Genomic DNA, 16,774 nt, shown 5'->3' on the forward strand with positions numbered 1-16,774 from the left:
CCTTCGTCACTCAGCTCCGCCGACAGTGCCAATCGGCAGGCCAGCCGCCGTCTTGAGGCCCAACGGGCCGGGCGATCGCCGAAAGTCCGCCGTCGGGGCGGCTCGTTGCCCGGCCGTACATCGACCACTGCCCGGCCTCTCACCTGCAGTTGCGTAGTTCCGCATCGATACTTGCGGCGAAGATCGACATTCTCGTAGGGTCCCTGCGGACCGGGGACGGGTCCTCAATAGAGCCTGGGGGAGGGGGACAGCTGTGCGGAACTTCCGGCTCTTGACGGTGGGCAACGCCGTGTCGTCGTACGGCAGCTTCCTCAGCATGGTGGCGCTGAGCCTGTTCGCCTTCCACCTGACCGGCAGCGCGCTGCAGACCGGCCTGTTCATGGCGCTGCGCCTCGCGACCAGTTTCGTCGCCGGGCTGCTCGCCGGCGGTCTCGTCTCCCGCCTGGACCGCAAGCGCCTCATGGTCGGTGCGGACCTCACCCAGGCCGTTGCGCTCGCGGGTCTGGTCGCGGCGCCGGTCGCCCTGCAAAGCTCCCTCCTGTACGGCGTCGCGGTCGTCACCGGCGCCTGCGGCACCCTCTCCGCGGTCGCCCTGCGCAGCAGCGTCCCCGCCATCGTCGGCCCCGACCAGCGCATCCGCGCGAACGCCCTGCTCGTCACCGGCCGCTCGATCGCCATGGTCGCCGGCTTCGCCTCCGCCGGCCTGGTCGTCTCCACCCTCGGCTTCACCGCCGCGCTGCTCATCGACGCCGCCACCTTCCTGTTCTCGGCCGTCAACCTCGTTCGGCTCCCACTGACCACTCGCGAGGCGCCCGCACCCGACGCCGAAACCCCGCCCGGTCTGCTCACCGCGCAGCGGCTGGCGATCGGCTTTCTCCGCGGCACCCCGATCCTGCTCGCGATGATCGCGCTGCGGGCGATCGACGGCTTCGGCTCCGCAGCGCACAACGTCGGCCTGCCGGTGCTGTCCAGCACGCTCGACCCGGCGCACCCCGCCACGTTCATGGCCCAGTTCTGGACCTCGTGGGCGGTCGGGAACATCGTGGCCCAACGCGTCGTCGCCCGCTGGCTGAGCCGCGGCGCCCGGTCGGTCAGCGAATGGGCCTTCGGCCTGGGCGCCGCCCTCATGTCCGGCGCCTTCATCCTCGCCTTCACCACGCCGCCGCTCATTCTCGGTGTGCTCATCGCAGTGGTGGCGGGGATCGCCGACGGATTCACCGAAATCGCGTACACCTCACGCCTGCAAGCCGCCCCCGACGTGCATCGCGGCTACGTCTTCGGGTTTTCCGCCATGGTGGAGAACATCGGCTTCGGTACGGGCATGGTGCTCAGCGCCGCGCTCCTGGAACGCAGCAGCCCGCTGGCCGTCGTCGCCACCTTCCACGGCACGGCTGTCGCTCTCGCCCTGATCTTCCTCGGCGTCCTGGCCCTGCGCCGGCGTCGACGGCCCGCCGAGCCGCTGCCCGTGTCATGACCGACCAGCGACTGGCCGTGATCGGGCTGGCCTTCCACCTGCCGGGCGCCAGCACCAGCGCACAGTACTGGCAGAACATCCACGATGGTGTGTCGAGCGTCCGCCGCTTCAGCGACCGGGAGCTGGCCGCCGCCGGCATCCCCGCCGACATCCGGTCCGCACCGGACTTCGTCGGCGCCAGCGCGGTCCTGGGCGACGTCAGCGGATTCGACCACGAGTTCTTCGGCATCAGCCCGCAGGAAGCGCGGATCACCGACCCGCAGCACCGGCTCTTCCTCGAAACCTGCCACCACGCCCTCGAAGACGCCGGGTACGCCCGACCCGCGCCGCAGATCCGCATCGGCGTCTACGCCGGAACCGGCTACCACCTCTATCCGCTCCACAACTACCTGCGGAACAACCTGACACCCCCCGACGGTGACCCGGTCGCCGGGCTGCAGATCTCCATCGGCAACAACCCGGACTTCATGGCGACCCGCGCGGCGTACCGGCTGGGACTGACCGGCCCCGCGATGGGCGTGCAGACCGGCTGCTCCACCGGGCTCGTCGCCGTCCACCTGGCCGGGCAGGCCCTGCTCACCGGCGACGCGGACGTCGCCGTGGCCGGAGCCTCGGCGGTGCACCTTCCACAGGTGCTCGGCTACCGCTACGTCAAAGGCTCCATCCTGTCGCGGTCCGGCGAATGCCGGGCCTTCGACGCCGACGCCGACGGAACGGTTGGCGGCAACGGCGTCGTCGCGGTCGTGCTGAAACGGCTCGACCGGGCACTCGCCGACCGCGACACCGTGCACGCGGTGATCCTCGGCTGCGGCATCAACAACGACGGCGATGCCAAACGCAGCTACCTCGCCCCGAGCGCTGCCGGACAGCAGGCCGCGCTGCAGCTGGCGTACGAGCGGGCTGGCGTGTCCCCGGAGACCGTCGGCTACCTCGAGACGCACGGCACCGGCACCCTCAAAGGCGACCCGATCGAATTCGACGCGGCCCAGGCAGCGTTCCGGCAGCACACGGACGCGACCGAATTCTGTGCCCTCGGCTCGTCGAAACCGAACATCGGCCACCTCGACGCCTGCGCCGGCCTCGCCGGCCTCGTCAAAGCGGTGCTCGTGTTGCAGCACAGGGTCATCCCACCGCTCACCGGGTTCCGGCGGCCGAATCCGGCACTCAACCTGGCCGGCAGTCCGTTCTATGTGCCCACCACGGCTCGTCCGTGGCCCGCGGGTGCCGCGCCCCGACGCGCGGCCGTCACCTCGCTGGGCGTAGGCGGCACCAACGTGCACGTCGTCCTGGAGGAAGCGGGTGCCCGCGCCGCCGTGTCAGCCGGTTCAGCGCCCGCACCGGGCCTGCTGCCGCTGTCCGCCCGGCATCCCGAAGCGCTGAGCCAGCTCGCTGCCGACGTCCGTGACCGGCTCCGGACCGACCCTGACCTCGGCCTTGCCGACCTCGCCACCACCCTGGCGCTGGGCCGCCCGCACCTTCGGCACCGGCTGGTCGCGCTCGGCACCACTCCGGCAGCGCTGGCGGATGCACTCGACACCTTCCTCGCTGCGGATCCCGCTCCGGCTCTCTCCAGCCCGGTGCTCTCCGGTGGCCCGGTGCTCTCCGCTGCCGCCCCGGCCTTCCTATACGCCGGGCAGGGCGCACTTCGGCCCGGCGCCGGCCGGCCGCTCTACCAGCGCTTCCCGGCATTCCGGGCCGTCCTGGACGAGTGCGAGCAGCACTACCGGGAACTCGGCGGCGAGTCGCTACTGGACAGTGCGCTCGACGGCACAGATGTAGCCCAGCCGGCGCTCTACGCCTACCAAGTCGCGCTCGCGGCTCTCTGGGGTTCCCTCGGCGTCCTGCCCGCCGTCGCGGCCGGGCACAGCGTCGGCGAGTTCGCCGCTCTGCACGCGGCCGGAGCGTTGTCGCTGGCCGACGGGTTGCGCCTCACGCACGAGCGCGGCCGACTGATGCGCCACCGGACCGCCCCGGGCGGCATGATCGCCGTCCTCGCCGCGGAAGACGAGGTCGCGGCGCTGCTCGCCGAGCATCCCCGCCTCGAAGTCGCCGCCGTGAACGGGCCCGCCAACCGGGTCCTCAGCGGCCCAGCGGCGGCCGTCGACCGGGCCTGCGCCGCAGCCGACAACCGTGGGTTGCGCTGGCGGCGGCTCACCGTCGACCGCGCCTTCCACTCGACGCTGCTCGACCCGATCCTCGAACCACTGCGGCAAGCCGCGGCGGCGGTCACCCTGCACCCCTTGCGTACGCCCCTGGTCAGCGGCCTGGACGGCACGGTGTTCCCGATCGGCCACCAGATCGACCCGGGCTACCTGGTCCGCCACGCCCGCGACCCCGTCCGCTTCGACCTGGTCCTCACCACCCTCGGCAGCCTGTCAGCCCCGCTGCTCGAGATCGGCCCCGACGCCACCCTGACCGGACTGGTCCGAGCCAACCTCGGCCTGCCGGGCATCAACTCCCAACGACCCGGTGCAGAACTGACCACTTTGGACCGAGCCATCGCCCACCTCCACGTCGCCGGGACCGAACTGGAATGGGCCACCCTCCTAGCCGACTGCGGCGGCGGCCGGATCCCGCTGCCGCACTACCCATTCCAGCATCGGCAGCACTGGGATGGACCCGAACCGGTGCGACTGGACGAAAACCCGGCACTGAGCGCCGACCCTAGCGAGGAGACCAAGGCCGTGCAGACGGACAGCAGGACGGACGAAATCGTCGCCCGCGTACGCGACCTGACCGCGCGCCAGCTCGGCTGCACCCTCGCCGACGTCCAACCCGAAGCAGCCTTCCTCGACCTCGGCGCCGACTCCCTCACCATGATCAACGTGCTGCGCGAGCTGGAAACCGAATTCGGTGTACGCATCACCATGCGCGAACTCTTCGACGACGGCGGCACCCCACACCAGCTCGCCGCGCTCCTCGCCTCGCGCACCGCCCCAGCTCCTGCACCGGTTCCGGCTCCGGCTCCGGCTCCGGCGTCTGTTCCAGCTTCGGCCCCGGCCTCTGCTCCTGCTTTTGCTCCTTCAGCCCGTGCGACCCCTGCGGTCTCTGCTATCCCTGCGGCCTCTGTTGGCCCGGCATTTTCGGAAAGTCCGATCGTCGTCGCCCCGCCAGCGGTGTCTGACATTCCGGCGAAGTCGGCTAGCTCGGCTGCGTCGGCTAGCCCGGCCGTGTCGGCTAGCTCGGCCGTGTCGGCTAGCTCGGCCGTGTCGGCTAGCTCGGCCGTGTCGGCTAGCTCGGCCGTGTCGGCCAGCTCGGCCACGTCGGGCAGCTCGGCCACCATGATGCCTAGCCTCCTAGGACGACGAAGCGATGGTGACGCCCCGGACATCTCCCGCGGCGCACCGAGCGGCGGTGGAGGCGTCGACAGCGGGAGTGTTGCGGCGGACAGCGAACAGCCTGTCGTGCACGGTCCGCGGGTGGTCGTCGCGGCTGCGGTGGATCGCAGTGCGGAGCAGCGCCGGCACGTTGCGGAGTTGCAGGGACGGCTGGTGGCGCGGACCGCTGCGTCGAAGGAGATCACGCAGCGGTATCGGCGGGTGCTGGCCGACAGTCGGGCCGTGGTCGGGTTCCGCAGCGGCACCAAGGAGATGTTGTATCCGATCGCGGGCGAGCGGGCGCAGGGCTCGTGGCTCGAGGACGTGGACGGTAACCGGTACGTCGACATCACCATGGGCTTCGGCACGTTGATGTTCGGGCACGAGCCGGAGTTCGTGACCGAGGCGGTTCGGGAGCATCTGTCTCGCGGTCTGCGCTTGGGACCGCGGGGTGTCGACACCGGCGAGGCTGCGCTGTTGTTGGCGGAGCTGGTCGGGCAGGAGCGGGTGGCGTTCGCGAATTCGGGGACGGAGGCGAACTCGGCGGCGATTCGGTTGGCGCGCGCCGCGACCGGCCGGAGCACCGTGGTGATGTTCCACGGCTCGTACCACGGGCATGCCGACAATGTGCTGGGCCGGTCGGTCGGGGCGGGTGGTGAGCGGGTGACCGTGCCGGTGTCCACCGGAATTCCGGCGGGTGCGGTCGCCGATCTGGTCGTGCTGGACTATGACAAGCCGGAGAGCTTGGCGGCGATCGACGCTTTGGGTGACCGGTTGGCTGCCGTGCTGGTGGAGCCGATCCAGAGTAGGCGTCCGTCGCTGCGTCCGGGCGAGTTCCTGCGGTCGCTGCGGGAGATCACCCGGCGGCACGGCGCGGTGTTGATGTTCGATGAGATGCTGACCGGGCTGCGGCCGCATCCCCGGGGGGCAGCCGGCATGTTCGGTGTCGTCCCGGACCTCGCCACGTACGGTAAAGCGCTCGGTAGTGGCTTTCCGATCGGTGCTGTCGCGGGTCGGGCGGACATCATGGACGGAATCGACGGCGGCTTCTGGCAGTACGGTGACGACAGCCGCCCGCCCCGCGAGACGACGTTCTTCGGTGGGACGTATATCCAGCATCCGCTGTCGATGGTGGCTGCCCGGGCGGTCTTGACCCACCTGACCGAGCAGGGTCCGGGGTTGCAGGAACGGTTGAACGCGCGCACCGACGCACTGGCGGAGACGTTGAACCGGTTCTTTGTCGAGGAGGAGTTCCCGCTGCGGGTGGGGCACTTCGGCTCGCTGTTCCGTTTCGAGCACCGCGCCGACCTGGAGTTGCTCTACCACCAGCTCCTTTCCCGCAGCGTGTACGTCTGGGAGTGGCGCAACTTCTTCCTCTCGACGGCCCACTCGGACGCCGACGTCGAGTTTGTGGTGGACGCGGTGCAGGAATCGCTGCGCGATCTGCGCTCCGGCGGTTTCTTCGGGGGACCTCGCCCGGTGCAGGTCGCGGCGCCGGTGCGGAAGGCTGAGCCCGAGACGACGGGCACCGATTTCAGCTTGTACTTCTTCGGCGACTATCCGGAAGCCGCGGCCGCCGAAGGCTACCAGTGCCTTGTGGATGCCACGAAGTTTGCGGACGAGCAGGGTTTTCATTCGGTGTGGCTGCCGGAGCGGCACTTCCACTCGTTCGGCGGCTTGTTCCCCAACCCGGTCGTGCTGGCGGCCGCGCTCGCCCAGCAGACGAGTCGGATCCGGTTGAATGCCGGTTCGGTGGTGCTGCCGCTGCACGATCCGATCAGGGTCGCTGAGGAATGGTCCATGGTGGACAATCTTTCCGGCGGCCGGGTCGGCATCGGGTGCGCATCGGGCTGGCACGCCAACGATTTCGTGTTGGCGCCGGAGCGGTTCGGGCGGCATCGCGAAGCCATGTACGAGCACCTGGACGAGGTGCGCAAGTTGTGGCGCGGCGACGAAGTCCTGCGTCGGAACGGCGCCGGGGAGCAGGTGCCGGTTCGGATCTATCCGCGGCCGGTGCAGGAAGCGCCGCCGATGTTCACCGCGGTCGTGGGTCGACCCGAGTCGTTCCAGCTCGCCGCCGAGCAGGACCTCGGCATCGTGACGAACCTGATGAGTCAGTCCGTCGACCAGCTCGCCGCGAACATTGCGCTGTATCGCAAAACCCGGGATGCGCACGGTTTGGATCCGGCGGCCGGGCGGGTTGTGGTGCTGGTGCACGCTTATCTGGGCCCGGATGCCGCGCAAGCCCGGCGGGAGGCGTACGAGCCGTTGCGCCGGTACATGCGGTCGTCGTTGTCGCTGTTCGGGCAGGTGGCGAACAGTCTCGGCGTGAAGCTGGATGTGGATGCGGCGCACACCGACGACTTGGACTACGTCTTCGAGCGGGCGTACGAGCGGTACTGCGACTCGCGTGCGCTGATCGGGACGGTTGAGGGCTGCGATGCGATGGTGGAGTCGCTGCGCGCGGCCGGCGTGGACGAAATCGCGGCGCTGGTGGACTTCGGCGTCGCATCGGAGCGCTTGCATGCCGGGCTGCCGGAGCTGAATCGACTGCGGGAGCGGTGGCAGCACGCCGCTCCGCAGGAGTTGCCGGTCGCACCGGGGCCGCGACGGATGTGGTTGCTGGACCGAATGTTCCCGGGCCGCACCACCTACAACGAGCCTGCCGCGGTGCAGTTGGACGGCCCCCTGGATGTGGATGCGCTGCGGGGTGCGCTCGACGGGCTGGTGGCCCGACACGCGGCGTTGCGAACGGTGTTCCGCGACACCGACGGCGAACCGGTGCAGCTTGTGCAACCGCCGTCCGCCGCCGCGTTCACCATCGAGGAGCATCCCGGCCGGGACCGGGCGGAGCTGGCCCGCGTTGTGCTGGCCGAGGAGAGCGCGCGGGTCTTCGACCTGAGCACCGGCCCGCTGTTCGTCACCCGGCTGTTGCGGTGCGCCGAGCAAGAACACCTGTTGGTGCTGTCGTTCCACCACATCGTCGTCGACGCGGTGTCCGCGCGGGTGCTCACCCGAGACCTGTCCAGCCTGTACCGGTCGCTGCGCGACGGCACTCCGCCGCCGCCGGCCCCGCTGCGGACGTACGCGGATGTCGTGCGGGACCAGATCGCCGCGCTGGACGACGGCCGGGTTGAGGCGGATGTGGCGTATTGGCGCAACCAGCTCGCCGGGGAGCTTCCGGTGCTCGCGTTGCCCACCGACCGGCCGCGTCCGCCCGTGTTGACGTCACGCGGGCGCAGCGTGTCCCAGCCGCTCGGGGCGGAGCTGACCGCGGCGGTTCGGGCGCTGGGCAACGCCCACCGGGTTACGCCGTTCATGGTGCTGCTCAGTGGTTTCGCCGCGACGCTGCGCCGGTTTGCCGGCCAGGACGAGCTGGTGATCGGCACACCGATCAGTGACCGTCCCACCGGTGCGGAAGACCACGTCGGCTTCTTCCTCAACACCTTGGCGCTGCGGCTCGACCTGGCCGGTGATCCGGCCTTCACCCACCTGCTTTCCCGGGTACGCGAGACCGCCCTCACCGCCTTCGACCATGCCGCAGCGCCGTTCGAGACGGTGGTCCGCGCCGTGGTCACCGACCGGGATCCGGCCCGTCACCCGGTCTTCCAGGTGCTCGCCGAGTTTGAGAGTGAACTGGCCTTCCGGCTGGACCTGCCGGATATCGAGGCGACGACGCTCGACGCCGGCGCCGACCGGGCTGTGGTGGATCTGGGGCTCTATCTGACGAACCGGTCGACGGGGATCGACTGCCGACTGGAGTACAACGCCGACCTGTTCGACGAGGCAACGGCGGAGCGCCTGGTGCGGTACCTGGTGGCGATGCTGGCTGCGGCCGTACGCAATCCTGGGTCCAGGTTGTCGGCACTGTCCGAACTGGATGGTGCGGACGCAGCGCAGGTCGACGTGTGGGGGAGTGGACCGCAGCGGCCGATTCCGGCGGAATGCCCGGCGGATGCGGTGGCCCGGCATGCGGCGGCGACCCCGCACCGGATCGCGGTCATCGGGGGCGGCGCGGTGCTGACGTACGGTCAGCTCGACGCCGCGGCGCACCGCCTGGCCGAGCAGCTGCGGGAGGCTGGTGCCGGAGCGGGTGAGGTGGTGGCGCTGCGGCTGCCGCGTTCGCCGGACCTGGTGGTGGCGATGCTCGCGGTGCTGCGGTCCGGAGTCGCCTATCTGCCGATCGACCCGGACCTCACGCCGGCCCGAACGCAATTCCTGCTTGCCGACAGCGGTGCCCGGGTGGTGCTCGGGCACGGTCCTGGCGAGCTTGCGCCGGACGTGCACGCCCACGCCGGACCGGTGGCGCCGTCGCCTGCGGGCGATCCCGACGCCGCCTGCTACGTGATATACACGTCGGGTTCCACCGGGCAGCCCAAGGGCGTGGTGGTTTCCCGGCGCAGTGTGCGCAACCTATGCCAATGGTTTGCCGGCACGACCAGCCTCAGCCCCGACGACCGGGTGGCGGTGGTGTGCGGTCAGAGTTTCGACGCGTCCGTGCTGGAACTGTGGCCCGCCCTGGTGGCCGGGGCGAGCCTCACCATCGCCGACGACCACGTCCGGCTCGACCCGGCAGCGTTGGCCCGCTGGCTGCGCAGCGCCGGCGCGACCGTGGCCGTCCTGCCGACGCCGCTCGGGGAGGCAGTGCTCGCACTGCCGCCCGCTGCACAGCCACCGCTGCGGCACCTCGCTTTGGGCGGCGACCAGCTGCGGGTACGGCCGCGCACCGACCTGCCGTACCGAGTGCTCAACATCTATGGCCCGACCGAGACGACAGTCGTGTGCGTGGCCCAACACGTCGACGGCTGGGCTGCCGCACTGGTGCCGCTGCCGATCGGCACCCCGGTGGACAACACCCGGCTGCGGATCCTCGACGCCCACGGTCATCCGGTCCCGGTGGGTGCTGCCGGCGAGCTGTTCGTCGGTGGGGCCGGCGTGGCCCTCGGCTATCTGAACCGGCCCGAGTTGACCGCGGAGCGTTTCGTCACGGACGAGGTGGGGGACCGGTTCTACCGCACCGGCGATCTGGTGCGTTGGGCGGCGCGCGGGCGGTTGCAGTTCCTCGGCCGGCTCGACGACCAGGTCAAGATTCGAGGTTTCCGGGTCGAGCCGGGCGAGGTGACCGCAGCGCTGCGGGCGCTCGCTGACGTTGCCGACGCTGCGGTGACCGCCCCGCGCGACCGCGACGGTGCCGCCTATCTGGCCGCCTACGTGGTGCCTGCCGGCGAATCGGACCGGAACGGATTCGCCGAACGGATCGCCGGTGCGCTGGCGCAGACGCTGCCCGGATACTTGATGCCGGCCGCCTGGGCCGTGCTGGACGCCCTGCCGCTCTCCGCCAACGGCAAGCTGGACCGCTCCGCGCTCCCGACCGTTCGGCCGGGCGACGTGGCGGGTCCCGTGGCGGCGCCGGCAGTTTCGGCAGGGATCGCGGCGACGGTGCCGGGTCGGCTCGAGCACAGCGTGCAGGTGATGTGGTGTGCCGAGCTTGATCGGGAGCCCGCCGAGGTGCCGGTGGACGCGTCGTTCTTCGCGCTGGGCGGGGACTCGGTGAAAGCCATGCGGCTGCTGAACCGGGTTCGGGAAGCCACCGGCGTCGACTATCCCGTGCTGTCGTTGTTCCAGGCACCGACGATCCGCGGTATGACCGAGCGGCTGCGCGCCGCCGGGCTCACCGATCCGGCCGAAACCAGCGTGCCCCCCGTCGAGGTGGCCCAGGCACCGCTGACCTTTGCGCAGGAACGCATGGTCCAGGTCGGTGCGGCCACCGGCGAGTCCGGCGCCTGGAACCTCGGCCTTCGGCTGGAGCTCGACGGCGACCTCGACGAGTCGGCCCTCGCCGCCGCCCTCGACGCGGTACGCGCCCGACATGCCGGGCTGCGTACCCGGCTGGTCTGCGACGAGGCGGGCTGGACACAGCGCATCCTCGCCGCTGCGCCGGTGCCCCTGCCGGTCGTGACGCATACCGCGACCGAGGCCGCCGACGAAGCTTGTCGGGACCTGCTGCGGCCCGCGTTCCGGCTGGACCACGAGGATCCGATCCGGGCGCTGCTGATCCGCCGCCCGAACCAGCGGTGGTGGCTCGCCCTCGTCCTGCACCACATCGCCTGCGACGGCTGGGCAATGACGGTGCTGCTGCGTGAGCTGGGCGAGGCATATGCCGCGGCCCGCGCCGGACGCACTGTCGACCTGCCGGCCGCCACGCAACCCGCCGAGTACGCCCGTTGGCAGCGCACCCGGTGGGACGACGAGACCCGCGACCGGCGGCTGGCGTACTGGCGGGACGAGCTTGCCGGGGCGCCGCTGGGCTTGGCGCTGCCGTTCGACCAACCGGCGCCGGACGTGCCGACCGGGCGGGGTGCGCTGCACAGGTTCACGCTGCCCACCGAGGCAGTAGCGGCAGCCCGGGAACTGGCCCGAGACCGCGGCACGACGGTGTTCGCCGTGACGCTGGCCGCGTTCGGGGTGTTCCTCGACGAATTGACCGGCCAGGACGACGTGACGCTGTCCGTGCCGTACGCCAACCGGGACGACCGGGCACACGAGGGTCTGCTGGCCATCACCTCGACGCCGATGCTGCTGCGGGTCCGCGCGGGTCAGTCAGCCAGCTTCGGCGCGCTGGTCGACCAGGTCACCGAAACACTCTGCAGTGGCGTCGACAACCTCGTGCCGGTGGCCTGGGTCTACGAAGCACTGGCCGCCCACCGCGGTGACGGAGTGCCGCTGATCGTGCCGATGAGCTTCGCCTATCAGAGCACCCTGGAGTTGAGCTTGCACCTGCCCGGCGTCCGCGCCGAGGTGGCCGAACTGCCACCGCTCGCCGACCGGGGCACGCTGTTGTTCGGTCTCGTGCCGGAAGGCGACGGCCTCGGCGGCTACTTCGGCTTCCCCTTGGACCGCCTCGACCCCGCAACCGCCGACCAGTGGACCACCCGGTACGCCGCTGTCCTCACCCGGATGTGCACGCAGCCGGGCCTACCCCCGGGCGTACGGTGAATCTGCCGGTGCGGTTGTTCTGCCTGCCGCATGCCGGTGGCGACGCGCGGATCTTCGGGCGCTGGTCGCCGTACCTGCGGCGGGGGATCGAGCTGCACCCGCTGGACCGGGCCGGACAGGGTTCCCGGGTGGCCGAGCCGCCCTCCGCGTCGTGGGAGGCGGCGGTGGCCGATCTGGCAACCCGGATCACCGCAGCCGTCGACGGACCCTGGGCGCTGTACGGGCACAGCATGGGCGGCCTGCTCGGCTACGAGCTCCTGTGCCGGCTGGCCGAAACACTGCCGCCGCCACGGTGGTTCTTCGTGGGTGGCTGCCGCCCGCCGCAGCTCGGCCGCCGTCATCCGGTGCTGCACGAGCTTCCGGACCGGGAGTTTCTCACTGCGCTGTCCGAGCTGGGTGGCATCCCGCCGGAACTGCTGGGCGACGAGGATCTGGTCGCCTACTTCGCCGCCGGGGTGCGCGCCGACTTCCGGCAGTACGAGCAGTATGTGTTTCGCCCGCGGGAGGTGCGCCCGGCCTGCCCGCTCACCGCCTTCGTCGGCAGCGAGGACCCGATCACCGACCCGGCCGAGGCAGCGCGATGGGCCGAACTGATGGCCGGTCCGGTCGCCGGGACAACCCTCGCCGGCGCCGGCCATTTCCTGGTCGTCGAACGACCCGCGGAGATCGTCGCGGTGATCAACTCCGTGCTGGGACCGACGGCGCCCGGACCGGCTGGTTGACGGCTAGTGCGTGAGGGGTCGATCTGACTGGTCGGGTCGCGCGGCTGCTGCCCGTACGCAGCAACGGTCATCGCCCTGGTGCGTGCGGTCTGGCGCGAACACTGCCGTTTCCGGCGTTTCGCGGTCCTGCGTCCTATTCCGTACGCCCGGCAGCGGGGTACCGCGAATGGTCGCGACAGCGCTCTGACTCTGCCTTTCGACCAGCCGGAGAGTGCCCTGTTCCAGCCGTTCGGCTCACCGCGGGACCGGCAAATGCGGATACGTTGAGTAACGCTGTGTCGGGTCGAAGGTCGTGGGAGAAGCGCTGGTGGCGGAGTTGGCGAGCGCTGAGTTGCCCGCGCGGGATCGTTATTTCGACACGCTGCGTGCTATGGCGATGGTGCGGGTGGTGGCGTATCACGCCTTCCACTACACCGTCCTTGCGCTGCTGTTTCCATCGATGGGCATCATGTTTGCGCTTGGCGGGTCGCTGATGGCCCGGTCTCTGGACCGGGCTGCCGGCGCGCAGGTGATTCGCGGCCGGGTTCGGCGTCTGCTGCCGGCGGTGTGGGTGATGAGCGCCGTGCTGGTGCCGCTGATGCTGGTCGCCGGGTGGGGTCATCGCCCAGCCTGGCCGGACTTCCTGCTCTGGGTGGTGCCGCTGGCGACTCCGCCGAGCAGCCACGGCTTCGGAGATGTGGGTGCCGAGGGCGCGGGAGTGCTCTGGTATCTGGCGACGTACCTGTGGTTGGTTTTGCTGTCGCCGGTGCTGCTGCGGCTCTATCGCCGACAGCGGGTGCTGACGATCCTGCTGCCGTTGATCGTGCTGGCCGCGCTGCACAGCGAGAAGATCGCGGACGGCAACAACGCGGTGCAGACCGTCGGATACGTGCTGACGTTCCTGCCGTGCTGGCTGCTCGGTTTCGCCCACCGCGACGGTGACCTGCGCAAGCTGCGCCCGGCCGTGGTGGCCGGGGTGGCCGTCGGTTGCGCCGCGCTCGGCCTGGGCTGGGTGGTGGAACATCCCGGGCCGGGCGGCTTGGACCTGGTGCCTTTCCCGCTGGCGCACGCCCTGTACTCGATGGGCTTCGTGCTGGCGCTCCTGCGACTCAACCCGAGCCTTGCCTGGCTGGGTCGGATGCCGCTGGTGCAGAAACTGGTGGCCGCCCTCAACAACCGGGCCGTGACCATCTATCTGTGGCACAACGTCGTCATCACGGTGGCGATCCTGATCGGGGACCGGCTCGGCCTGTGGGACCTCGGTCGGGGCGCGCTGGTGTACTTCGGCTTCACCTGCATCGCGCTGTCGCTGCTGACGGCCACCGTTTTCGGGCTCGGCTGGGTGGAGGACCTGGCAGCCCGTCGTCGCCCCCGGCTGCGGCCGTGGCCGGTCCGCTCCTCCCGGCATGCAGCGCCCCCGCTGGCCGGTCGTGCACTGGTGGCGCCCACAGCCGCGAAACACCGCGTCGGCGCCGCCTCCTGACTGAGCCGAGCCCGACCGATCCGAAGATCGGCCGGGCTCGGCGCAGTGCGGTGGTCAGACCAGGTCGAAGCGGTCCAGTTCCATGACCTTGGTCCAGGCGGCGACGAAGTCCGTGACGAACTTGGCGCTGCCGTCCTGGCTGGCGTACACCTCGGCGAGGGCGCGCAGCTGGGAGTTGGAGCCGAAGATGAGGTCGACTGCGGAGGCGGTCCACTTCACCTCGTCGGTGGCTACGTCCCGGATCTCGTAGCCGTGCTCCTCGGACTTCGACGCCGTCCACCGGGTGCCGGGGGAGAGCAGGTTGACGAAGAAGTCGTTGGTGAGCACGCCAGGCCGGTCGGTGAGCACGCCGAGCTTGCTGCCGCCGACGTTGTTGCCCAGGGCCCGCAGGCCGCCGACGAGCGCGGTCATCTCGGGGGCAGTCAGATCGAGCATGTACGCCCGGTCGATGAGCAGCACCTCGGGCTGGGTCTTCTCGCCCGCCCGCAGGTAGTTGCGGAAGCCGTCAGCCCGCGGCTCCAGCACCCGGAACGATTCGGCGTCGGTCTGCTCGGCCGTGGCGTCCGTACGGCCCGGGCGGAACCGGACGGTCACTTCAGCGCCGCCGTCGCGGGCCGCCTTCTCTACCGCGGCGGAACCGGCCAGCACGATCAGGTCGGCGAGCGAGATCTGCGCGCCGCCGGCCGCGTTGAACTCCTGCTGGATGCCCTCGAGGGCGGTCAGCACGGTGGCGAGCTGCTCGGGCTGGTTGACCGCCCAGCTGCGCTGCGGCTCCAGGCGGATGCGGGCCCCGTTGGCGCCGCCGCGCTTGTCGGTGGAGCGGAAGGTCGCGGCGGAGGCCCAGGCGGTCGAGACCAGCTGGGCGACGCTCAACCCGGACTCGAGCACCTTCGCCTTGAGGGCGGCGACGTCGGCGTCGCCGACGAGCGGCTGGTCGGCGGCCGGCACCGGGTCCTGCCAGAGCTGGGCCTCGGCGACCCACGGTCCGAGGAATCGGGCGACCGGACCCATGTCACGGTGCAGGAGCTTGTACCAGGCCTTGGCGAAGGCCAGCGCGAACTCGTCAGGGTTCTCCAGGAACCGGCGGGAAATCTTCTCGTACGCCGGGTCGATGCGCAGCGACAGGTCGGTGGTGAGCATCGTCGGCTTGTGCTTCTTCGCCGGGTCGTGCGCGTCCGGGATGATCGCGTCGGCGTCCTTCGCCACCCACTGCTTGGCGCCGCCGGGGCTGGTGGTGAGCTCCCATTCGTAGCCGAACAGGATCTCGAAGAACCGGTTGCTCCACTGGGTCGGCTTGTCGGTCCAGGTGACCTCGAGGCCGCTGGTGATCGTGTCGCCGCCCTTGCCGCTGGCGTGGGTGCTCAGCCAGCCCAGGCCCTGCGACTCCAGCGGGGCACCTTCCGGCTCCGCGCCGACGTGGCCGTCGGCCGGGGCGGCGCCATGCGCCTTGCCGAAGGTGTGGCCGCCGGCGATCAGCGCGACGGTCTCCTCGTCGTTCATCGCCATCCGGCCGAAGGTCTCGCGGATGAACCAGGCCGCGGCCAGCGGGTCGGCGTTGCCGTTGGGGCCTTCGGGGTTGACGTAGATGAGGCCCATCTCGGTCGCGCCGACCTCGTCGGACATCTTCGCGTCGCCGAGGTAGCGCTCGTCGCCGAGCCAGGTGTCCTCCGGGCCCCAGAAGATCTCCTCGGGCTCCCACACGTCTGCGCGGCCGAAGCCGAAGCCGAAGGTCTTGAAGCCCATCGACTCGAGCGCCACGTTGCCGGCGAGCACCAGCAGGTCGGCCCAGGAGATCTGCTGACCGTACTTCGCCTTGACCGGCCAGAGCAGGCGGCGGGCCTTGTCGAGGTTGGCGTTGTCCGGCCAGCTGTTCAGCGGGGCGAACCGCTGGCCGCCGTCACCGGCGCCGCCGCGGCCGTCGTGGATGCGGTAGGTGCCCGCCGCGTGCCAGCTCAGTCGGATCATCAGGCCGCCGTAGTGGCCGAAGTCCGCCGGCCACCACTCCTGCGAGGTGGTCAGCACTTCGGTGATGTCCCGCTTGAGGGCCTCGACGTCGAGCTTCGCGAACTCCTTCGCATAGCTGAAGTCCTCGCCCAGCGGGTTGCCCTTGGCCGAGTGGGCGTGCAGCACCGACAGGTCGAGCTGGTTGGGCCACCAGTCCCGGTTGGTGCGCGGGCGACCGCCGGTCTTCGGGGTCGGCGAGTCGATCGCCGGGTTTTCGCTTTCGCTGCCCTGCGCGGTCACCGAATCGTGGGCGACCGGGCAGCCGGCCGCAGCCTTCTGGTCCACGCCCTGTGCACTCGCGGGGGCGTTGTCCTGCGTGTCGCTCATCTGTTTCCTTCCGAACTGCTCGGATCACTGGGGCTTGCGTCGGTCGCGCAGGTGGGGCAGGTGCCCCAGAAGACGACCTCCGCCTCGTCGACCTCGAAGCCGTGGTCGTCTGCGGCGGTGAGACAGGGGGAGTGGCCGACCGTGCAGTCGACGTCGGCGATGGTGCCGCAGGAACGGCACACCATGTGGTGGTGGTTGTCCGCCACCCGGGACTCGTAGCGGGCGGTCGCACCGGCGGGTTGGATGCGCCGGATGAGGCCGGTGTCGGTGAGTGCCCGCAGCACGTCGTAGACGGTCTGGTGGGAGACCGTGGGGTGCTCGGCTCGGACCAGCGCGAGCACCGTGTCGGTGTCGACGTGCGGATGGTCCTGCAACGCGGCCAGCACGGACAACCGCGGCCGGGTCACGCGCAGCGAAACCGACCGCAGTTGAGCCTCGAAGTCGGACGTCACGGGCGAAGCCTAGGGTGCTT

General features: G+C 70.6%; 5 protein-coding genes and 2 pseudogenes. 5 read left to right on the forward strand and 2 right to left on the reverse strand.

Features of this window, described 5'->3' with window-relative positions; translation table 11 throughout:
- Window positions 1-253: 253 nt before the first annotated feature.
- The 5 genes and pseudogenes from ACIA1L_RS25895 (at window position 254) to ACIA1L_RS25915 (ending at window position 13,971) form a co-directional block, all read left to right on the forward strand.
- The gene (locus ACIA1L_RS25895) at window positions 254-1,474 is read left to right on the forward strand and encodes an MFS transporter (protein WP_396075510.1); all 1,221 of its coding nucleotides are present in this window, start codon (window positions 254-256) and stop codon (window positions 1,472-1,474) included.
- Window positions 1,471-10,437 (forward strand): annotated as a pseudogene (locus ACIA1L_RS25900) (MupA/Atu3671 family FMN-dependent luciferase-like monooxygenase); the annotation flags it as partial. The gene ACIA1L_RS25895 and the pseudogene ACIA1L_RS25900, both read left to right, overlap by 4 nt.
- An 84-nt stretch (window positions 10,438-10,521) precedes the next feature.
- Window positions 10,522-11,787, forward strand: a pseudogene (locus tag ACIA1L_RS25905) (condensation domain-containing protein); the annotation flags it as partial.
- On the forward strand, window positions 11,784-12,509 hold the full coding sequence (locus tag ACIA1L_RS25910; protein ID WP_396075511.1) for a thioesterase II family protein: 726 nt from the start codon (window positions 11,784-11,786) through the stop codon (window positions 12,507-12,509). The pseudogene ACIA1L_RS25905 and the gene ACIA1L_RS25910, both read left to right, overlap by 4 nt.
- Before the next feature lie 292 nt (window positions 12,510-12,801).
- Window positions 12,802-13,971, forward strand: coding sequence for an acyltransferase (locus tag ACIA1L_RS25915; protein WP_396075513.1), 1,170 nt, complete (start codon window positions 12,802-12,804; stop codon window positions 13,969-13,971).
- A gap of 54 nt (window positions 13,972-14,025) precedes the next feature.
- Here the strand turns inward: ACIA1L_RS25915 and katG are convergent, their stop codons facing one another.
- Window positions 14,026-16,302 (reverse strand): catalase/peroxidase HPI, encoded by a 2,277-nt coding sequence (gene katG / locus ACIA1L_RS25920; protein WP_396075514.1) that lies wholly within the window; start codon window positions 16,300-16,302, stop codon window positions 14,026-14,028.
- Window positions 16,299-16,754 (reverse strand): Fur family transcriptional regulator, encoded by a 456-nt coding sequence (locus ACIA1L_RS25925; RefSeq protein WP_396075515.1) that lies wholly within the window; start codon window positions 16,752-16,754, stop codon window positions 16,299-16,301. The genes katG and ACIA1L_RS25925 overlap by 4 nt, the downstream gene beginning before the upstream one ends.
- Window positions 16,755-16,774 lie beyond the last annotated feature (20 nt).

The sequence above is a fragment of the Actinoplanes sp. NPDC051859 genome (assembly GCF_044452725.1).
Classification (GTDB): Bacteria; Actinomycetota; Actinomycetes; order Mycobacteriales; family Micromonosporaceae; genus Actinoplanes.

What these genes read in the sequence shown, in the direction of transcription:
- katG (WP_396075514.1), bottom strand. Translation starts at nt 16,302, where the DNA reads ATGAGCGACACGCAGGACAACGCCCCCGCGAGTGCACAGGGCGTGGAC.